The sequence below is a fragment of the Streptomyces sp. NPDC088197 genome (assembly GCF_044741185.1).
GTDB lineage: Bacteria > Actinomycetota > Actinomycetes > Streptomycetales > Streptomycetaceae > Actinacidiphila.
In genome coordinates, this window is record NZ_JBIUSD010000013.1 from 213,339 (window position 1) to 232,369 (window position 19,031).

Annotated in this window: 23 protein-coding genes; 5 read left to right on the plus strand and 18 right to left on the minus strand. The window is 72.7% G+C overall.

Annotation, left to right across the window (positions count from 1 at the left end; all coding sequences use genetic code 11):
- Positions 1-187: 187 nt before the first annotated feature.
- The 4 genes from trpC to ACIOC1_RS27470 form a co-directional block, all read right to left on the minus strand.
- On the minus strand, positions 188-994 hold the full coding sequence (trpC, locus tag ACIOC1_RS27455; RefSeq protein ID WP_355334006.1) for an indole-3-glycerol phosphate synthase TrpC: 807 nt from the start codon (positions 992-994) through the stop codon (positions 188-190).
- A gap of 160 nt (positions 995-1,154) precedes the next feature.
- Positions 1,155-1,628: a DUF2752 domain-containing protein gene (locus ACIOC1_RS27460; protein ID WP_401856630.1), complete on the minus strand. Its 474-nt coding sequence runs from the start codon at positions 1,626-1,628 to the stop codon at positions 1,155-1,157.
- Positions 1,629-1,715: 87 nt separating this feature from the next.
- Complete coding sequence (locus tag ACIOC1_RS27465; protein WP_355334011.1) at positions 1,716-2,015, minus strand: HGxxPAAW family protein; 300 nt, start codon at positions 2,013-2,015, stop codon at positions 1,716-1,718.
- Between the two features lie 128 nt (positions 2,016-2,143).
- Positions 2,144-2,899: a TIGR02234 family membrane protein gene (locus ACIOC1_RS27470; RefSeq protein ID WP_391159732.1), complete on the minus strand. Its 756-nt coding sequence runs from the start codon at positions 2,897-2,899 to the stop codon at positions 2,144-2,146.
- Positions 2,900-3,285: 386 nt separating this feature from the next.
- Here ACIOC1_RS27470 and ACIOC1_RS27475 point away from each other — a divergent pair, with 386 nt between their 5' ends.
- Entirely contained in the window at positions 3,286-4,512 is a 1,227-nt protein-coding gene (locus tag ACIOC1_RS27475; RefSeq protein ID WP_401856640.1) for a peptidase S8, read from the plus strand.
- A 112-nt stretch (positions 4,513-4,624) separates the two neighbouring features.
- Here the strand turns inward: ACIOC1_RS27475 and ACIOC1_RS27480 are convergent, their stop codons facing one another.
- Together ACIOC1_RS27480 and hisI are read right to left on the minus strand one after the other, a co-directional pair.
- Positions 4,625-6,148, minus strand: a complete 1,524-nt coding sequence (locus tag ACIOC1_RS27480) for an anthranilate synthase component I (RefSeq protein ID WP_355334017.1) — start codon at positions 6,146-6,148, stop codon at positions 4,625-4,627.
- A 9-nt stretch (positions 6,149-6,157) separates the two neighbouring features.
- Positions 6,158-6,571 (minus strand): phosphoribosyl-AMP cyclohydrolase, encoded by a 414-nt coding sequence (gene hisI / locus ACIOC1_RS27485; protein WP_391044019.1) that lies wholly within the window; start codon positions 6,569-6,571, stop codon positions 6,158-6,160.
- Positions 6,572-6,688: 117 nt separating this feature from the next.
- On the opposite strand from hisI, the gene ACIOC1_RS27490 reads away from it, so the two are divergent.
- A complete protein-coding gene (locus tag ACIOC1_RS27490; protein ID WP_355334020.1) occupies positions 6,689-7,633 on the plus strand; it encodes a hypothetical protein in 945 nt (314 codons plus the stop codon).
- A 65-nt stretch (positions 7,634-7,698) separates the two neighbouring features.
- A complete protein-coding gene (locus ACIOC1_RS27495) occupies positions 7,699-8,331 on the plus strand; it encodes a TIGR03085 family metal-binding protein (RefSeq protein WP_355334023.1) in 633 nt (210 codons plus the stop codon).
- Between the two features lie 70 nt (positions 8,332-8,401).
- On the opposite strand, the gene ACIOC1_RS27500 is transcribed toward ACIOC1_RS27495, so the two are convergent.
- Positions 8,402-8,773, minus strand: a complete 372-nt coding sequence (locus tag ACIOC1_RS27500) for a MarR family winged helix-turn-helix transcriptional regulator (RefSeq protein WP_401856631.1) — start codon at positions 8,771-8,773, stop codon at positions 8,402-8,404.
- Between the two features lie 48 nt (positions 8,774-8,821).
- Here ACIOC1_RS27500 and ACIOC1_RS27505 point away from each other — a divergent pair, with 48 nt between their 5' ends.
- On the plus strand, positions 8,822-9,643 hold the full coding sequence (locus ACIOC1_RS27505) for a zinc-binding dehydrogenase (RefSeq protein WP_401856632.1): 822 nt from the start codon (positions 8,822-8,824) through the stop codon (positions 9,641-9,643).
- Positions 9,644-9,676: 33 nt separating this feature from the next.
- Here ACIOC1_RS27505 and ACIOC1_RS27510 read toward each other — a convergent pair whose 3' ends face one another.
- The 3 genes from ACIOC1_RS27510 to ACIOC1_RS27520 all read right to left on the minus strand — a co-directional run bounded on the left by ACIOC1_RS27510 (position 9,677) and on the right by ACIOC1_RS27520 (position 12,219).
- Positions 9,677-10,171, minus strand: a complete 495-nt coding sequence (locus ACIOC1_RS27510; RefSeq protein WP_355334029.1) for an FBP domain-containing protein — start codon at positions 10,169-10,171, stop codon at positions 9,677-9,679.
- 52 nt (positions 10,172-10,223) lie between these two features.
- A complete protein-coding gene (locus tag ACIOC1_RS27515; protein ID WP_401856633.1) occupies positions 10,224-11,549 on the minus strand; it encodes an MFS transporter in 1,326 nt (441 codons plus the stop codon).
- Between the two features lie 61 nt (positions 11,550-11,610).
- Positions 11,611-12,219 carry a helix-turn-helix domain-containing protein gene (locus tag ACIOC1_RS27520; protein ID WP_401856634.1) on the minus strand — a complete coding sequence of 203 codons (609 nt, stop codon included), beginning with the start codon at positions 12,217-12,219 and terminating at the stop codon, positions 11,611-11,613.
- 109 nt (positions 12,220-12,328) lie between these two features.
- Between ACIOC1_RS27520 and ACIOC1_RS27525 the strand changes: the two genes are divergently transcribed.
- Entirely contained in the window at positions 12,329-12,931 is a 603-nt protein-coding gene (locus ACIOC1_RS27525) for an O-methyltransferase (protein WP_401856635.1), read from the plus strand.
- 58 nt (positions 12,932-12,989) lie between these two features.
- Here ACIOC1_RS27525 and hisF read toward each other — a convergent pair whose 3' ends face one another.
- The 8 genes from hisF to hisD all read right to left on the minus strand — a co-directional run bounded on the left by hisF (position 12,990) and on the right by hisD (position 18,835).
- A complete protein-coding gene (gene hisF, locus ACIOC1_RS27530) occupies positions 12,990-13,745 on the minus strand; it encodes an imidazole glycerol phosphate synthase subunit HisF (RefSeq protein ID WP_355334040.1) in 756 nt (251 codons plus the stop codon).
- Positions 13,742-14,146 carry a Rid family hydrolase gene (locus tag ACIOC1_RS27535; protein ID WP_355334043.1) on the minus strand — a complete coding sequence of 135 codons (405 nt, stop codon included), beginning with the start codon at positions 14,144-14,146 and terminating at the stop codon, positions 13,742-13,744. Before ACIOC1_RS27535 ends, hisF begins: the two co-directional genes overlap by 4 nt.
- On the minus strand, positions 14,143-14,868 hold the full coding sequence (gene priA / locus ACIOC1_RS27540; RefSeq protein WP_391044004.1) for a bifunctional 1-(5-phosphoribosyl)-5-((5-phosphoribosylamino)methylideneamino)imidazole-4-carboxamide isomerase/phosphoribosylanthranilate isomerase PriA: 726 nt from the start codon (positions 14,866-14,868) through the stop codon (positions 14,143-14,145). Before priA ends, ACIOC1_RS27535 begins: the two co-directional genes overlap by 4 nt.
- A 110-nt stretch (positions 14,869-14,978) precedes the next feature.
- A complete protein-coding gene (gene hisH, locus ACIOC1_RS27545; RefSeq protein ID WP_391044002.1) occupies positions 14,979-15,626 on the minus strand; it encodes an imidazole glycerol phosphate synthase subunit HisH in 648 nt (215 codons plus the stop codon).
- Between the two features lie 14 nt (positions 15,627-15,640).
- A complete protein-coding gene (locus ACIOC1_RS27550) occupies positions 15,641-15,793 on the minus strand; it encodes a hypothetical protein (protein WP_188280531.1) in 153 nt (50 codons plus the stop codon).
- The gene (hisB, locus tag ACIOC1_RS27555) at positions 15,790-16,383 is read right to left on the minus strand and encodes an imidazoleglycerol-phosphate dehydratase HisB (protein WP_355334053.1); all 594 of its coding nucleotides are present in this window, start codon (positions 16,381-16,383) and stop codon (positions 15,790-15,792) included. The genes ACIOC1_RS27550 and hisB overlap by 4 nt, the downstream gene beginning before the upstream one ends.
- Positions 16,380-17,537 (minus strand): histidinol-phosphate transaminase, encoded by a 1,158-nt coding sequence (locus ACIOC1_RS27560; RefSeq protein WP_355334055.1) that lies wholly within the window; start codon positions 17,535-17,537, stop codon positions 16,380-16,382. The genes hisB and ACIOC1_RS27560 overlap by 4 nt, the downstream gene beginning before the upstream one ends.
- Positions 17,522-18,835, minus strand: coding sequence for a histidinol dehydrogenase (gene hisD, locus ACIOC1_RS27565; protein ID WP_401856636.1), 1,314 nt, complete (start codon positions 18,833-18,835; stop codon positions 17,522-17,524). The genes ACIOC1_RS27560 and hisD overlap by 16 nt, the downstream gene beginning before the upstream one ends.
- Positions 18,836-19,031: the final 196 nt, after the last annotated feature.

Below are 19,031 nucleotides of genomic sequence, written 5' to 3' on the forward strand. Positions count from 1 at the left end.
GTGATCCGGACACCACCGAACTGCCCCGCCGGGGCGGGTGGTGACGTGCGAGAGCGTCGCGGCTGGCCGCGCAGTTCCCCGCGCCCCTGACGGGGCACGTCCTTGACGGGGAACCGCCCCGCGAGGTGCGGCTCACGCGCCCTGACGGGGCACCGTAATGGGTGTGGGGCCCTCCCCCGGAGGGGGGTTAGCGGCCGAAGCGGAGGGCGGGATGGGCGCCGGCAGCCACAAGATCGGCGACCGCGGCACGCGGATCCTTCCCGGTGACGAGCGACTCGCCCACGAGCACGGCGTCGGCGCCGTCATTGGCGTAGGCGATCAGGTCGTGGGGACCACGCACCCCGGACTCGGCGATCTTCACGATGTGGTCGGGAATCTCGGGCGCGACGCGGGCGAAGTTCCCGCGGTCGACCTCAAGGGTCTTGAGATTACGCGCGTTGACCCCGATGATCTTCGCCCCGGCGTCCACCGCCCGCTCGACCTCCTCCTCGTCGTGCACCTCGACGATCGGGGTGAGACCGATCGACTGGGCGCGCTCGACGAGCGAGACGAGGGCGTCCTGGTCGAGCGCGGAGACGATCAGCAGGGCGAGGTCGGCACCGTAGGCGCGGGCCTCCCAGAGCTGGTACGCGGTGACGATGAAGTCCTTGCGCAGGACCGGGATGTCGACCTTGGCGCGGACCGCTTCGAGGTCGGCGAGGGAGCCGCCGAACTTCCGCTCCTCGGTGAGGACGCTGATGACGGCGGCGCCGCCCGCCTCGTAGTCGGCGGCGAGCCCCGCGGGGTCGGCGATGGCGGCCAGCGCGCCCTTGGAGGGGCTGGACCGCTTGACCTCGCAGATCACCTTGACGCTGTCGCCGCGCAGGGCGGCCACCCCGTCCTTGGCGTCGCGCGCCTTGGTGGCCCGCTCCTTGAGTTCGTCGAGGGTGACGCGGGCCTGCCGCTCGGCGAGGTCAGCGCGGACTCCGTCGATGATCTCGTCGAGCACACTCACGCGAGAGCTCCCCTTCCGGACCGGGTTCGTACAGCGAAATGATCAAGCCAATGGTGGGAACCACCGACACTCCGATGGTATCGGGCGCCGGGCGCAGCGCCCGCATCCGGGGATTCGCGGTCCCACCACCTGGACAAGCATGCCCCGGAAGGCGGGCGGGTCACGGGATCAGCGCCGCGCCGAACGGCAGGTTCCGGACAACGGTGAAGACCAGCGCCAGGGCGAGGAGCGCCTTCCCGTACACCGGGCGCAGCACGGGTTCGAACGGTCTGCCGCGCAGCCTGCGGGTGAACCAGACGGCCCACACGACGGCGAAGACGACGTATCCGGCCACCGCGAGCGCGTTGCAGCCCAGCGCCGTGCCGAGGTGGCCGTGGGCGACGGCGTGGGCGCTGCGCAGGCCGCCGCAGCCGGGGCAGTAGATCCCGGTGTAGTGCAGCAGCGGGCAGGCCGGGTAGTGGCCGGGCGTGTTGGGGTCGACGGCGCCGACGTACGCGAAGGCGCCCGCCACCGCGCCGAGGAGGGCGAGCGGTACGGCGGCGCGCGAGAGGGCGCCGAGGGCCGCTCCGGGAGCCGTCCCGCGCGCCGCCGCGGGGGCCCGGCCTGCGGCCCGACCTGCTGTGTCGTGAATCACATCGCCGATTCTGCCCCCGGACGCACGAAGGCGCAGCGCGCGGACCCGGAGGTCGGCGGCTGCGCCCGGCGGGCGGGACCGGTGGGGTCAGGCGCTGGCGGGCGCCTCAGCGGGCGACTCCGTGTGCGTCGTCCCCTCCGGGGTGCGGACCTCCTGCGCGGCGTGGGCGCGGGCGACCCGTACCTCGGGTGACTCCTTGCTGCCCAGGCCCATGAGCTTCATCGCACCGCCGACGACGGGGCCGAGCAGGATGACGCCCATGCTCGCCCAGAAGGGGACCGGCTGGGCGGCGACCATGAACACGCCTCCGGCACAGAAGCCGATGAACGAGATGATCGAGCCGGTCCACGCGGCGGGGGTGTGGCCGTGGTCGTGATGGACCGCCATGAGTGCTCCCTGAATCCTCTCGGTCGGCGGCGTCCTTTCGCCGCCGACTTCGTCTTCCATTGTTGCGCGTGTTCCGGGGTTGCCGTGCACGGGGGTGGAACGGGCGGTCGCGGCACGCGCGGGACCGGTCAGCCGGGGGCCTGCGTGGGGTCCTCGCCCCGGTCCAGCGCCTTCCACAGGTCCTCGGCCCGGTCGGGGTCGATCGGCGCGGGCGCGGCGGCGGCACGGCCGCGCAGCGAGGGGCGGCTGCCCGGCCGGTCGTAGCGGCTGGACATCGCGGGCCAGGCGTGGCCGTAGCGCAGTGCGAGCAGGCCCGCGAGGAGCAGCAGGACGCCGCCCGCGACGGCGACCAGCGGCCAGCCAGTGGTGCTCGTGTGGCCCGCGGTGGCGCGGGTGAGGCCGGACGCGGCGGCGGCCCGTTCGTTGAGGGCGCCGGTGGCCGCGCGGCGGGCGAGCACGACGACGACCACGCCGAGGCCGGAGAGCGTGAGCAGCCCGGAGACGACGTAGCGGCCGATCCGGCGTACGGCGAAGACGGCGACGAGCGCGGCCAGGCCGACCAGGGCCAGCGCGCCGGGCAGCGCGGTGGCCTGGCTGCCGGTGGCGTGCACCGGGAGGGTGCCCTGGCCGAAGGCGACGGTGCCGCGCGCCCAGGTCTTGCCCGCCGCGAGCAGCACGACGCTGGCGCCGATCACGCCGCACGCGAGCGCGACGGCGAGGACGCGCGTGGCGGTGCGCCGCGCGGCCGAGGGCGCGGCACCGGGGCCGGTCCCGCGTTCGGGCCCGGCTTCGGTCGCCCGGCCGGGTTCGACCCCGGTCTCGCGGTCGGTCGCGGCTTCGGTCTCGACGGCTTGGTCAGCGCGGGGCTGAGGGACGGCACTCACCCCACCACTATCGCCTGTCGGTGCGGCGGCCCGTCCGGCGGGGCCACCGGGCGGCCGGACCGGGGGTCGCGGCGCGCGGCTGAAAACACGCCGTGGCGATCGGTCCCGAATGGTACCGAAGCGGTACGGAACGGCCGTCGCACACCACACCGGGACGACTCGATTTCACACCTGCCGGGAGGTCAGCACCAGGCAATGCCTTGCCCAACTCCCTTATGCCACAAGTAAAGCGGAGGTATAGCTTCCAGCCCCCTCCTTGTTGGCGTGCGCTCGTCACCATACGTTCTCGGCCGTCCCACTGATGTCAACTCGCACCAATGGCACCACCTGTCACGCATCCCACAAGCCCCCGGTTCACCCCCCACAGGAGGCAATAGTTGCGTTCGATCACCCTCACACCCACCGCCCGCCGCACCGCGCTCGCGGTCACCGCCGCCGCCGGACTGGCCCTGTCGGGGCTGGCCCTGGCGCCGTACGCCGGTGCCTCCCCCGCCGCGCACGGCGTCAGCACCGCGCGCTCCTGCGCCGTCAGCACCCATCCGGACGTGATGGCGTGCAAGGCGCTCAAGGTCACCCAGGGCGTCAACACGCTCAAGAAGTCCACCGGTTCGGTGAACCCGGCCGCGGCCCCCTCCGGCCTCGGCCCGGCCGATCTCCAGAGCGCGTACGCCCTGCCCTCCTCCGGCGGGTCCGGCGCGACCGTGGCGATCGTCGACGCGTACGACGACCCCAACGCCGAAGCGGATCTGGCCACTTACCGCTCCACGTACGGCCTGCCCGCCTGCACCACCGACAACGGCTGCTTCTCGAAGGTCGGCCAGTCCGGCAGCGCCTCCTCGCTGCCGAGCGCCGACGCGGGCTGGGCCGAGGAGATATCGCTCGACCTCGACATGGTCAGCGCCGCCTGCCCCGACTGCCACATCCTCCTGGTCGAGGCCGACGACTCCTCGATGACCAACCTGGGCGAGTCCGTCAACACCGCGGTGTCGCTGGGCGCGAAGTACGTCTCCAACAGCTACGGCGGCGGCGAGTCCTCCTCGGACCCGTCGTACGACAGCTCGTACTTCGACCACCCCGGTGTCGCCATCACCGTCAGCGCCGGTGACAGCGGCTACGGCGCCGAGTACCCGGCCGCCTCCCAATACGTCACCGCGGTCGGCGGCACCTCGCTCACCAGCGACTCCTCCAGCCGCGGCTGGACCGAGTCCGTCTGGACGGGCACCGGCTCCGGCTGCTCCTCCTACGACGCCAAGCCGTCCTGGCAGACGGACGCCGACTGCGGCAAGCGCACCATCGCCGACGTCTCGGCGGTCGCCGACCCCGCGACGGGCGTCGCCGTCCACGACACGTACGGCTCGGACACCGGCTGGGAGGTCTTCGGCGGCACCAGCGCCTCGTCGCCGCTGATCGCGGCCGTCTACGCCCTCGCGGGGGCGCCCTCGGCCGGGTCCTACCCCGCCTCGTTCCCCTACGCGCACTCCGACGCGCTCAACGACGTGGCCGGCGGCTCGAACGGCTCGTGCGGCGGCTCGTACCTGTGCACCGGCGTGAGCGGCTTCGACGGCCCGACGGGCCTCGGCACGCCGAACGGCACGGCGGCCTTCGCGGGCTGACGGCACCCACAAGGGCGCGAGGAACCGCGCGACGAGCCACGACGCGCACGCGCGTCGTGGCTCGTCGCTCACGCCTCTCGAAGACCGGCTGCCCGCCTCCGGAAGGCGACCGTCACAGGCGGTTGGCCGTGGCCACCGCGCGCAGGACGGCGGCGGCCTTGTTGCGGCACTCGGTGTCCTCGGCCACCGGATCGCTGTCGGCGACGACACCGGCCCCGGCCTGGACGTAGGCGGTGCCGTCGCGGAGCAGCGCCGTACGGATGGCGATGGCGGTGTCGGAGTCACCGGCGAAGTCGAGGTAGCCGACGCAGCCGCCGTACAGACCGCGCCGGGACGGCTCCAGCTCCTCGATGATCTGCATGGCGCGCGGCTTGGGGGCGCCGGAGAGGGTGCCCGCGGGGAAGCAGGCGGTGAGCACGTCGAAGGCGGTACGGCCCTCGGCGACCTGGCCGGTGACGGTTGAGACGATGTGCATGACGTGGGAGTAGCGCTCGACGGACATGAAGTCGACGACCTCGACGCTGCCGGGTTCGCAGACGCGGCCCAGGTCGTTGCGGCCGAGGTCGACCAGCATCAGGTGCTCGGCGCGTTCCTTGGGGTCGGCCAGCAGTTCCTCGGCGAGCGCGGTGTCCTGTCGCGGGGTGGCGCCGCGCGGGCGGGTGCCCGCGATCGGGTGGACCATGGCGCGGCCGTCCTCGACCTTGACCAGGGCCTCGGGGCTGGAGCCGACGACGTCGAAGTCGCCGCCCTCGCCGCCGGGGAAGCGGAAGAGGTACATGTACGGGCTGGGGTTGGTGGCCCGCAGGACCCGGTAGACGTCGAGCGCGCTGGCCGTGCACGGGGTCTCGAAGCGCTGCGAGGGGACGACCTGGAAGGCCTCACCCGCGCGGATACGTTCCTTGATGTCGTCGACCGCGCGCTGATAGGCGGCGCCGCCCCACAGGGCGGTGTATTCGGGCAGTTCCGACGGCGGCAGCTCGACGGGGACGTATTCGACCGGCTTGGCCAGGTCGGCCTGCATGGCGTCGAGGCGGGCGACGGCGTCCGCGTGGGCCTCGTCCACCCCGGTGTCGCGGTCGTTGTGGTTGATCGCGTTGGCGATCAGCAGGACCGTGCCGTCCCAGTGGTCGAGGACGGCGAGGTCGGAGGTGAGCAGCATGGTCAGTTCCGGCAGCCGCAGGTCGTCGCGGGTCCGCTCGCCGATCCGCTCCAGGCGGCGCACGATGTCGTAGCCGAGGTAGCCGACCATGCCGCCGGTGAAGGGCGGCATCCCCGCCGCCAGGTCGCGCGGGGTGTGCAGGGCGTCGACGGTGACGCGCAGCGCCTCCAGCGGGTCGCCGTCGACCGGGACGCCGACCGGCGGTGTGCCGAGCCAGTGCGCCTGGCCGTCGCGCGCGGTGAGCGTGGCGGCCGACCGGACGCCGACGAAGGAGTAGCGCGACCACGTACGGTCTCCCCCGGAGCCTTCGGCCTGGGAGGTGCCTCCGTCCGCCGACTCCAGCAGGAACGTTCCCGTCCGCTCCCCCGCGAGCTTGCGGTACAGCCCGACCGGAGTGTCGCCGTCGGCGAGCAGCCTGCGCGTCACGGGAATCACCCGGCGGTCGACCGCCAGCTTGCGGAAGGTCTCAAGGTCCATGAGCCGAGATTAGTGGTCACGGCCGGGCGCCGGGAGCGGCCGGTACGGCGAAGGGCGGACCGGCTGGCCGAGCGGCAGCACGTCGGCGTCGAAGCACGTGCGGTCGCCGGTGTGGCAGGCGGCGCCGACCTGGTCGACCTTCACCAGCAGGGTGTCGCCGTCGCAGTCCAGCGCGACGGACTTGACGTGCTGGACGTGGCCCGAGGTGTCGCCCTTGACCCAGTACTCCTGGCGGCTGCGGCTCCAGTAGGTGCAGCGGCCGGTGGTGAGGGTGCGGTGCAGGGCCTCGTCGTCCATCCACCCCAGCATCAGCACTTCACCGGTGTCGTATTGCTGGGCGATGGCGGGTACGAGTCCGTCGGCCGTGCGCTTGAGGCGGGCGGCGACTGCTGGGTCGAGTGCGGTGGCGGGCATGGTGACCATTCTGCCGCCGAATATCAAGAACTCGAAAAGGGTCAATAACCGGCAAAGAGGGCAAGTGAGTTGACCACCATCCGGTTGTCGCTCGCTCATGTCACCCGTATGGGGCATCCTGCCTGCATGGGTTTTCCACCACCGCCGCAAGAAGGACCGCCGCCGCCTCCGGATCAAGGAGGCGGTTTCGGGCCACCGCAGGGCTTCGGCCCCCCTCCTCCCCCGCCGCCCGCTGACGGCGGCTATGGCTATCCGCAACAAGGCGGCGGTCAGAACTACGGTTATCCGCAGGAGCCGACGCAGGCCGCGCCGGGTCCTTACGGCCAGCAGGGCTACGGTCAGCAGGGCGGCTACGGCCAGCCGGGCCCGCCCGGACCGCCCGCCCCGCCCGGTGGCTACGGCTACCCGCAGGGCCCCGGCGGCTACCCGCCGCCCCCGCCGCCGCCGAACAACACCAAGCGCAATGTGCTGATCGCGATAGCCGCGGTCGTGGTGATCGGCGGTATCGGCACCGCGGTCGCCGTCTCCGGCGGCAGCGACAGCAAGAACGACGCGAAGCCGACGCCGTCGATCAGCGGTCTGCCGTCAGGACTGCCGTCCATGCCGTCCTTCACGGAGCCGACGCCCAGCTTCACGCTGCCGTCGGACACCCCGACGTTCGACACCCCGACCGACGACCCGTTCACCGACTTCCCGAGCATCACCCCGACCGAGAAGGTCGTGCCGTACGTGGTGCTCTCGCCGGGCAAGTGCTTCGACGCGCCGACCCTCACGCCGACCGTCGACACGGTGACCACCAAGTCGTGCAGCTCCGCGCACGACGGCCAGGTCGTCGCCAACGAGACGCTGTCCGGCACCTTCAGCACCGACTCGGAGATCCAGTCGAAGGCGCTGGAGCTGTGCACGGCCGACGCCAAGAAGCACCTTCCCGCGGACGGGCGGCTGTACTACCCGTACGCGCTCTTCCCGAAGCTGACCACCTACGAGCTCCAGGGCCGCAAGACGGTGACCTGCTCGCTCACGCTCAACAACGGCACCAACAGCAAGAAGCTCTACGCTCCGCTGGGCTGACGCCTCACGGGGGCGGCAGGGGCGGGGAGCGGACGTATCGGCCAAGGGGCCGTTAATCTGGGGTCATGTCGACACATGCCCAGCGCGAACGTCTGCTCCTCGCCGATCTGCTGGAGCAGTCAGGACCCGACGGCCCGACGCTGTGCGAGGGCTGGTCCACCCGCGACCTGGCCGCGCACGTCGTGGTACGCGAACGGCGCGGTGACGCGGCGGCGGGGCTGGTCATCCCGCAGCTCAAGGACCGTGCGGAACGGGTCCGCAAGGAGTACGCGCGAAAGCCGTACGAAGAGCTGATCCAGCTCATCAGGACCGGGCCGCCGCGGATGTCGCCCTTCACCATCAAGCAGGTGGACGAGGCTTCCAACACCGTCGAGTTCTACGTCCACGCCGAGGACGTCAGGCGTGCCACGCCCGACTGGACGCCGCGTGCCATCGACCCCGTCTTCGCCGACACGCTGTGGGCGCGGCTGGAGCGTGCCGCCCGGCTCGCGGGCCGCCGCTCCCCGGTCGGCCTGGTGCTGCGCCGTCCGAACGGCCAGACCGCCGTCGCCCGCAAGGGCTCTCCCGTGGTGACCGTGACCGGTGAGCCGTCCGAGCTGACGATCTTCGTCTTCGGCCGCCAGGACGCCGCCGAGGTCGAGGTGGACGGCGACAAGGACGCGGTGGCACGGCTGTACGCGGCGAAGCTCGGACTGTGACGCGGTAGGCGGCAGCACGTCCGCCGCCCCGGCGGGCGACAGCCCCTCGGCCCCGTCAACCCTGGGCTTCTCACAGCGCGCTGTTGCCGGACACCACAGCGCTCGCCAGCACGGACAGGGCGGCGCGCTGCTCGTCGGTGAGGCCGGCCGCGAGCGCCCGGATCCGCCGGTCGGCGTCGGCCTCCAGCGCACGGGCCGCCGCCCGCCCCTCGTCGGTCAGTGACACCTGCACGGCGCGGCCGTCGTGCGGCGCGGGGGTGCGGCGGACCAGACCGCGGCGCTCGGCCCGGTCGACCAGGCCGGTGATGCTGGATTTGTCCAGCTCCAGATGGCGGGCGAGTTCCCGCATGCCCGGCTCCCGGTCCCCGAGCACGCCCAGCAGGCGCAGCTGGATGACCGACAGGCCCAACTCGGCCGCGACCTTCCCCAGCGCGTTCTGCACGAGGAACGAGAGCTGCGCCAGAGCGTCGACGATTCCCAGGTCAGCCGCGTGCGCGGGCGGTTCGTCGTGCGCTCCGGCGGACGGTGCGGCGGGGGCGGCGTCGGGCGGCTGGCCGACGGCAGCGCGGTGTACTTCGTGGTCGACGACGACGTGCCCGGCACCATGGCCGAGCGGGCGCTGGTCGACCCGCGGCGCGCCGTACCGCTGCCCGCGGACGCCGACCCGGTGGTCGTCGCGGCGGCGATGAACCCCGCCCTGTCCTCGTGGGTCGCGCTGCGCCGCCGGATCTCCTTCCGTGCGGGCCAGAGCGTGCTGGTGCTCGGCGCGACGGGGAACGCCGGGCAGATGGCCGTCCAGATCGCCCGGCACCTCGGCGCCGAGCGAGTCGTGGCCGCCGGGCGGGACGCCGACCGGCTCGCCCTGCTCGGCGGCCTCGGCGCCACCGACGTGGTCTGCCTCGCGGGCGACCCCGAGGAGGCCGCCGACCGGCTCGGCGAGGCCGCGGCGGACGTGGACGTCGTGATCGACTACACCTGGGGCGCGCCGACCGAGCGGGCCCTCCCCGCGCTGCTCACCCGCCGCACCGACCGTGCCGCCACCCTCGACTGGATCCAGATCGGCTCCACGGCCGGACCCGACATCACCCTGCCGTCCTTCGTCCTGCACGCCGCCAACCTCCGCGTCATGGGCAGCGGCCAGGGCTCCGTCACCGCCGCGGGCATCGTCGCCGAACTTCCTTCGCTGGTCGCTCGGCTCACGGCCGGAGTCTTCTCCGTCGCGGCCGACGCCGTATCCCTCTGCGAGGTCGAGCGCGCCTGGACGGCTCCCGTCGAGCCGGGCCGCCGGCTCGTCCTCACGCCGACCGCGTGACCCGGCTTCTCCGGCGCACCGCCGTTCGTCCGGCTAGGCGACGACCTTGGCGAGGAAGCCGTCGAGATTGCGGAGGGTGCGGGCGATCTGTTCGTCGAGGGTGAGGGTCTCCTCGAGCCGCTTGACCAGGACGGAGCTCTTCTTGCCGCGGACGTAGAGGGAACAGGCGAGGTCGGCGCACATGTAGAGGGCGACGGTGTTGCCCTGGCGGCCGGCGGCGCCCGCGAGCGGGGCCGCCAGGAGGTCGACGCCGCCGCCGGAGTGGCCGGTGAGGCAGAGGGAGCAGAGGCTGCTGCGCATCAGATTGCGCCGGGCGCCGGGGGCGATCCGCAGGACGATGCCCACGGGTTCGTCGCCGGGCCGCACCAGATAGGCGCGGTCGCGGGCGCCGGGGTCGCGCCAGCCGAGGAAGTCCAGGTCGCTCCACGGCAGGTCGCCCAGATCCCTGGGCAGGCTGATCCGCTTCGCCTCCCCCTTGGAGCAATTGACGAACGAGCCGCGAATCTCTGCATCACCGAGCGGGTCCATGAGCGCGAAGCTAACAGGAGGCCCCCGCGCACGTCACAGCATTTTCTCGGCGTCAGTCCCGGCCCGCGGTCACCGGCTCGGCGGCAGCCGTCACGTCCGCCGCCGGGCGCGGCGCCGGCTTCCCGCGGGGAAGTTCCGCGGTGCGGATCGCGGGGGTGCCGAGGCCGACGACGCCTCCGGTCATGGTGAGGACGGCGCTGGTGAGGAAGACGGGGGCCGGGCCCCAGGCGGCGACGGCGGCGCCGAAGAGGGGGTAGGCCAGGGGGGCGAGGCCGAAGCTGCTGAGGCTCATCACCGAGGTGACGCGGCCGAGGTAGCCGGGGTCGGCCGCCGACTGGATGAGGGCGTACGCGAGGCTGCCGCAGATGCCGCAGAACAGGCCGCTCAGCGCGGCGACGGCGACCGCGAGGGCCGGCGAGGGCGCCACGCCGATCAGGCCGACGCCCGCGGCGCCCGCGAACAGGGCGCCGATCTGGACGGCCCCGGCCCGCGGCAGACGGCCCCGTACGGTCAGCAGCAGCGCGCCGCACCCGGCGCCCGCGCCGAAGCCCGCGATGATCCAGCCGTAGCCGGACGAGCCCCAGCCGCGGTGCTGGGCGAGCAGGATCATGCCGACGTTCAACGGGCCGACCAGGCCCAGTTCGCAGATGGCGGCGGACAGGACCAGCGGGCCGACGAGCCGGTGGCGGCGGACGTACCGCAGTCCGTCGAGCAGATCCCGCCAGGCGCTCGCGCCCTCCTCGGGCCCGTCGCTCCCGGCGGGCGCCTCGGGCAGCGGGCTCATGCGGGTGGCGATCAGCAGCGGTACGGAGACCGCGAAGAGCGCGCCCGCCAGGGCGAAGGCGGCCGTGGCGCCGCCGAGCCCCATCGCGAGGCCGCCGACCGGCGGTCCGACGATGGTGCCGAAGCGGATGGTGAGGGACCGCATGCCCTGCAAGCGGGTGAGCTGGTCGGCGGCGACGATCCGCGGCGGCAGCGCGCCGACGGCCGGCATGAACAGCGCGTCCACGACGCCGAAGAGCAGCGAGACGACGACCAGCAGCCACAGCCCGGGCGAGGAGAGCGCCAGCGTCGCCGCGGCGCCGAGGATCAGCGCGCAGCGCACCGCGTCGCTCCCGATCACCACCTTGCGCGGCCCGAACCGGTCGGCGATCACTCCCCCGCCGAGCATCAGCACCGCGCGCGGCACCGCGCCGACCGCCATCACCAGGCCCACCTGCGTCGGCGGCGCCACCTTGGCGGCGGCGAAGCCGAGGGCGAGGAAGTAGACGCAGTCGCCGAGCATGGACGCGGTGTACGCGATCAGCCAGCGCAGCACGTTCCCGTCCTTGTGCGCGGGCCTGCCGTGCGGTGTTGCGGGTATCGCGGTCGCCGTCATGGTGGCGGCCCTCCTCTGGTCTCGACGTCGGGTCGGGCGCGGTCTGAGGGGCCTTCCGCGGTCACTCCCGGAACGGGAATCCGTACATCTGCACGGCCACCAGCTCCCGGCCCTCGGTGTCGCCCGCCTCGACCGCCGCCTTGCCGCGGTCGATCCAGCGGCGCATGAGCGCGGTGATCTCCTCGTCCATCTCGTGGAGTTCGGCGGCGCTGAGCCGCGGCATGTACTCGGAGCTGAAGGAGGCGTCGGTCCACTCCCCCGCCCAGGCGGCCTGCTGGGCCAGGTAGCGCTCGTACCGCTCGTAGCGGCTGGCCAGGAGCTGCCTGGTGACCTCGTTGACGACGGCTGCGCCCTCGGGCCGGTCCGTGAAGTCCCCGCTGCGGAAGGAGAAGCCGCGCTCGGCGGAGACCTTCCACCAGCGCTCGCGGCCGTCGGTGCTCTTCTCGGGGGCCTCGACGATGAAGCCGTGGGCGGCGAGCTTGCGCAGGTGGTAGCTGACCAGGGACACCGCCTCGTCCACCTGGTCGGCCAGGTGGGAGGCGGTGGCGGCACCCGAGGTGACCAGGTGGCGGTAGAGCTGGATGCGCAACGGGTGGGTGAAGACCTTCAGCGCGTCGAGGTCGGTGATGCGCTGGGCCTGGGGCCGGAGGGCGTCGTCTTTTTCTGGCACGACCACCAGCCTAGATAGGAAAGAAAAGTTGCGCAATCTAATTTGCGCAACTTCTCTTTCTCATCTGTTCACCGGCCGTGGACCGGGCGCCCCCGGCAGGATGTCGGGCATGTCACTCGACGGCACCCGCGCGCACCTCCGCGGCCCCGGCGACCTGCCCCCGCTGGTCGAACGCGCCGCCCGCACCGCACAGCAGCTCGGCTTCCCCTACTCCTGCCGCCCCGAGCAGGGCCGCCTGCTGCGCGCGCTCGCCGCGGGCGCCACCCGTATCGGCGAGACCGGTACCGGACTCGGAGTGGGGCTCGGCTGGCTGGTCACGGGCATGCGGGACGACGCCACCGCGGTGAGCATCGAGCGCGATCCGGGGCGCGCGGAAACGGCCGCCTGGCTGTTCTCGGACCTCGCGCCGCAGGTCACCGTCGAATGCGGCGACTGGAAGGACATCGCCGCGCACGGCCCCTTCGACCTGCTGGTCCTGGACGGCGGCGGCCAGGGGAAGGGGGACGAGGCGGCCGATCCCGTGGAGCTGCTGCGGCCCGGCGGCGTCCTCGTCGTGGACGACTTCACGCCCGCCGACAGATGGCCGCCGCTGCACGAGGGCAGCCCCGATCCGGCCAGGCTGCACTGGCTGGAGCACCCGGCGCTGCGCTCGGTGGAGATACCGCTCGCGCCGGACCTCGCGGCGCTGGTCTGCACCCGCCGCCAGGACTGAGTCGCCGAAAAGCGGAGCCGCCGCACATGGAGGGCGGCGGCCGACGGAAACCCCGTGCTCAGCGCACCGGGTGCCCGGCCTCCCGCAGCGCCGTCTTGACCTCGCCGATCCGCAGGTCGCCGAAGTGGAAGACGGACGCGGCCAGTACGGCGTCGGCGCCCGCCGCCACCGCGGGCGCGAAGTCGGCGAGGCGGCCCGCGCCGCCGGAGGCGATCACCGGGACCGTCACCAGCTTGCGGACGGCCGCGATCATCTCCGTGTCGTAGCCGTCCTTGGTGCCGTCCGCGTCCATCGAGTTGAGCAGGATCTCGCCCGCGCCCAGCTCGGCCGCGCGCTGCGCCCACTCCACCGCGTCGATGCCGGTGCCGCGCCGCCCGCCGTGCGTGGTGACCTCGAAGGAACCCGAGGGGGTGCGCCGCGCGTCCACCGACAGCACCAGCACCTGCCGGCCGAACCGCTCGGCGATCTCCCGGATCAGCTCGGGCCTGGCGATGGCCGCCGTGTTGACGCCCACCTTGTCGGCGCCCGCGCGCAGCAGCAGGTCCACGTCCGTGACCGTCCGCACACCGCCGCCCACGGTGAGCGGGATGAAGACCTGCTCGGCCGTACGGCGGACGACGTCGTACGTGGTCTCCCGGTCGCCGGAGGAGGCGGTGATGTCCAGGAAGGTCAACTCGTCGGCGCCCTCGGCGTCGTAGAGCTTGGCCATCTCCACCGGGTCGCCCGCGTCCCGCAGATTCCGGAAGTTGACGCCCTTCACGACGCGGCCGTTGTCCACGTCGAGGCAGGGGATGACACGGACCGCGAGGGTCATCTGCCGGCTCCTCGGTAGGCTTCGATCTCCACCTCGACCAGGACGCGGGAGTCCATGAAACCGGCCACCACGACCATGGTGGCGGCGGGCCGCACGGCCCCGAACAGCTCCCGGTGGGCGCGCCCGACGTCGTCGGCGTCCCTGGCGTGGCTCATGTACATGCGGGTGCGGATCACGCTGTCGGGCCCGAGGCCGAAGGGCTCGATCGCCGCCAGCGCGTTCCCGAAGGCGAGCAGGGCCTGTTCGTACGGGCTGCCCTCGCCGCGCACCTCGCCGTCGACGAGGGGCATCGTGCCGGACACCAGGACCAGGTCCCCCGCCGCGACGGCGCGGGCGAAACCGATGGTCTCCTCCAGCGGGCTTTCGGACTGGTCGCGCCGTACTGCGGGGGTCTCCGTCATCGTGATACCGCCTCCAGGGCTTCTTCCAAGGTGAACGCCTTGGCGTAGAGCGCCTTTCCGACAATCGCGCCTTCGACACCCCGCGGCACGAGAGTCGCGATGGCGCGCAGGTCGTCGAGGGACGAGACGCCGCCGGACGCGACGACCGGCCGGTCGGTGGCGGCGCAGACCCCGGCGAGCAGTTCCAGGTTGGGGCCCTGGAGCGTACCGTCCTTGGCGATGTCGGTGACGACGTACCGCGCGCAGCCCTCGGAGTCCAGCCGGGCCAGCGTCTCGTAGAGGTCGCCGCCGTCGCGGGTCCAGCCCCGGCCGCGCAGCGTGGTGCCGCGCACGTCGAGGCCGACCGCGATCCGGTCGCCGTGCTCGGCGATGACCTTGGCGACCCACTCCGGGGTCTCCAGCGCGGCCGTGCCGAGGTTGACGCGGGTGCAGCCGGTGGCCAGCGCGGCGGCGAGCGTGTCGTCGTCGCGGATGCCGCCGGACAGCTCGACCTTGATGTCCATCGAACGGGCCACCTCGGCGATCTGCGCCCGGTTGTCGCCGGTGCCGAAGGCCGCGTCGAGGTCCACCAGGTGCAGCCACTCCGCGCCCGCCGCCTGCCATGCCAGCGCGGCGGCGTGCGGGTCGCCGTAGGACGTCTCGGATCCGGACTCGCCGTGCACGAGGCGTACGGCCTGGCCGTCCCGGACGTCGACGGCGGGGAGGAGTTCGAGCCTGTTCATCGGGTGCGTCCTACGTCGTAGAAGGGAGGAGGTGAAAGCGGACGGTGGAAGGGGGCCGGGCGGCGAGTGAGAGGGTCTAACGGGTCGAGCGGTTGACGCGTGAGACCGCGTTAGAGAGTGTCCAGCCAGTTGGTGAGCAACTGGGCGCCCGCGTCGCCGGATTTCTCCGGGTGGAACTGGGTGGCCCACAGCGCGCCGTTCTCCACCGCGGCCACGAACGGCTCGCCGTGCGTGGCCCAGGTGACCTTCGGCGCGCGGATCGCCGCGTTGTGCGTGTCGAATTCCCACTCGCGCACCGCGTAGGAGTGCACGAAGTAGAAGCGGGCGTCGGTGTCCAGGCCCGCGAACTGCCGTGAGTCGGCGGGCGGCCGTACGGTGTTCCAGCCCATGTGCGGGACGACGGGCGCCTTCAGCGGCTCGACCGTGCCGGGCCACTCGTCGAGCCCTTCGGTCTCCACGCCGTGCTCGATGCCGCGGGCGAAGAGGATCTGCATGCCGACGCAGATGCCCATGACCGGCCGTCCGCCGGCCAGCCTGCGGCCGACGATCCAGTCGCCGCGTACGCCCTTCAGGCCCGCCATGCAGGCGGCGAAGGCGCCGACGCCGGGCACCAGCAGCCCGTCGGCGTTCATCGCCCGGTCGAAGTCGGCGGTGATCTCCACCTCGGCCCCGGCGCGCGCGAGCGCCCGCTCGGCCGAACGGACGTTGCCGAAGCCGTAGTCGAGGACGACCACGCTCTTGTGCCTCAGTCCAGTCATGTCGGCTCCTCCCGCTAGAGCTGGAGCAGCCCGGCCGCCAGCGCCATCACGGAGCCGATGGCCAGGACCGCGATCATGCTCTTGGACTGCTTCTGCTGCCAGAAGGAGTAGACGCCTCCGGCGAGGAAGAGCCCGAGCAGGATGAAGAGGGTCGAGTACGTGTTCATAGCGCGCCCTTGGTCGACGGCAGGATTCCGGCGGCGCGCGGGTCGCGCTCGCTGGCGTAGCGCAGCGCCCGGGCGAGCGCCTTGAACTGGCACTCCACGATGTGGTGCGCGTTGCGCCCGTACGGCACGTGGACGTGCAGCGCGATCTGCGCCTGGGCGACGAAGGACTCCAGGATGTGCCGGGTCATCGTGGTGTCGTAGGAGCCGATCATCGGCGCCATGTTCTCCGGCTCGGTGTGCACCAGGTAGGGGCGGCCCGACAGGTCGACGGTCACCTGGGCGAGGGATTCGTCCAGCGGGACCGTGCAGTTGCCGAAGCGGTAGATGCCGACCTTGTCGCCGAGCGCCTGCTTGAACGCGGCACCGAGCGCGAGCGCGGTGTCCTCGATCGTGTGGTGCGTGTCGATGTGCAGGTCGCCCTCGGTCTTCACCGACAGGTCGAACAGGCCGTGCCTGCCGAGCTGGTCGAGCATGTGGTCGTAGAAGCCCACACCGGTGGAGACGGCCACCTGTCCCGTACCGTCCAGGTCGATCTCGACGACGACGGACGTCTCCTTGGTGCTGCGCTCCACGCGGCCCACGCGGGTCATGCGGACTCCTCCGTACGGTGGTGCCTGATGTGCTGCTGGTCGCTGTGTTCCTTGACCACGGTCCTGACGGCGTCGAGGAACGCGTCGTTCTCCGCCGGGGTGCCCGCGGAGACCCGCAGCCAGCCGGGGACGCCGTTGTCCCGGACGAGGACGCCGTGGTCGAGGATCGCCTGCCAGGCGGCGTGGCTGTCGGCGAAGCGGCCGAACTGCACGAAGTTGGCGTCGGACTCGGTGACCGCGCAGCCGATCGCCGTCAACTCGGCGACGAGCCGGTCCCGTTCGTCCTTGAGCTGCTGGACGTAGCCGAGCAGTGTGTCGGTGTGCTCCAGGGCGGCCAGCGCGGTCGCCTGGGTGACCGAGGACAGGTGGTACGGCAGCCGGACGAGCTGCACCGCGTCCACCACGGCGGGGTCGGCCGCCAGATAGCCGAGCCGGAGCCCGGCGGCGCCGAACGCCTTGGACATGGTGCGGGTCAGCACCAGGTGCGGGCGGCCCTCGATCAGCGGCAGCAGCGACGGGCGGTGCGAGAACTCGCCGTACGCCTCGTCCACCACCACCATCGACGGCTTGGCAGCCTGCGCGGCCTCGTACAGCGCCAGTACGGTCGCGGCGTCCACGGCCGTACCGGTCGGATTGTTGGGCGAGCAGACGAACACCACGTCGGGGCGGCGGCGGTGGATCTCGCGGACCGCCGCGTCCACGTCGATCCGGAACTCCGCGTCGCGCGGCCCGGAGATCCAGCCGGTGCCGGTGCCGCGCGAGATCAGCGCGTGCATCGAGTACGACGGCTCGAAGCCGATCGCGGTCCTGCCGGGGCCGCCGAAGGTCTGGAGGAGCTGCTGGATGACCTCGTTGGAGCCGTTGGCCGCCCACACCTGGTCGCTGCCCACGCGGTGGCCCGCGGTCCTGGACAGATACGCGGCCAGCTCGGTGCGCAGCTCGACGGCGTCCCGGTCCGGGTAGCGGTTGAGCTGCCGGGCGGCCTCGGTGACGCGCTCGGCGATCCGGGCGACCAGCGCGTCGGGCAGCGGATACGGGTTCTCGTTGGTGTTCAGCCGCACCGGCACGTCGAGCTGGGGCGCGCCGTACGGGGACTGGCCGCGCAGTTCGTCGCGGATGGGCAGGTCGTCGATGCCGGTCACGGGAGGTCCCATCCGAAGCGGGCCTTGACCGCGGCGCCGTGCGCGGGCAGGTCCTCGGCCTCGGCGAGCGTCACCACGTGGTGGGCGACCTCGGCGAGCGCGTCGCGCGTGTAGTCCACGACGTGGATGCCGCGCAGGAAGGACTGCACGGACAGGCCCGAGGAGTGGCAGGCGCAGCCGCCGGTGGGCAGGACGTGGTTGGAGCCCGCGCAGTAGTCGCCGAGCGAGACGGGGGCGTGCGGGCCGACGAAGATCGCGCCCGCGTTGCGCACGCGGGCCGCGACGACGGCGGCGTCCTCGGTCTGGATCTCCAGGTGCTCGGCGGCGTAGGCGTCCACCACCTCCAGGCCCTGGTCGAGGGTGTCGACCAGCACGGTCGCCGACTGGCGGCCGGTGAGCGAGGCGGTGATCCGCTGGGTGTGCCGGGTGGCCTCGACCTGGGCCTCCAGCTCCTTGTCGACCGCGTCGGCCAGCTCGGGCGAGGTGGTGACCAGGACGGCGGCGGCGAGCGGGTCGTGCTCGGCCTGGCTGATCAGGTCGGCGGCGACGTAGCCGGGGTCGGCGGCGGCGTCGGCGAGGATCGCGATCTCGGTGGGCCCGGCCTCGGCGTCGATGCCGATCCGGCCCTTGAGCAGGCGCTTGGCGGCGGCCACGTAGATGTTGCCGGGGCCGGTGACGAGGTTGACCGGGCGGCACTCGTCGGTGCCGTACGCGAACATCGCGACGGCCTGCGCGCCGCCGGTGGCGTACACCTCGGTCACGCCGAGCAGGGCGCAGGCGGCGAGGATGGTGGGGTGCGGGGAGCCGCCGAAGTCCTTCTGCGGCGGGGAGGCCACCGCGATGCCCTCGACCCCGGCCTCCTGCGCGGGCACGACGTTCATCACGACGGACGACGGGTAGACGGCGAGGCCGCCGGGCACGTAGAGGCCCACGCGCTGGACGGGCAGCCACTTCTCGGTGACGGTCCCGCCGGGCACGACCCGTGTGGTGACGTCCTGGCGGCGCTGTTCGCGGTGGACCAGGCGGGCGCGGCGGATCGACTCCTCCAGCGCGGCGCGCACGGCCGGGTCGAGCGCGGCCAGCGCGTCGCTCAGCGCCCGCACGGGCACCCGCAGCCGGTCGACCCTGACGCCGTCGAACCGCTCTCCGTACTCGATGACCGCCGCCGTGCCGCGATGGCGCACGTCCTCGCAGATCGGCCGCACGGTGTTCAGCGCCGCCTCCACGTCGAACTCGGCTCGGGGCAGCAGGTCGCGGTCGATCCCGCCCTCGGGGAAGGCGGCACCGCGCAGATCGATTCGGGAGATCACCCTGCCAAGTGTAGAGACCCGGGCATGGGGGACGTTCCGCGGTTCCACTCCGTGATACGCCGCCCGGGACGGGCCCGCCGCTGTCGCGGGCATGGCCTAGGTGTATTGATCACGAGCGTTGTTGACATGTCCCGGTGCTTGATCATGGCGAAGACCTCCGGTGTGGTGGAGCTGTCTAGGACTGCACCGCACGGAG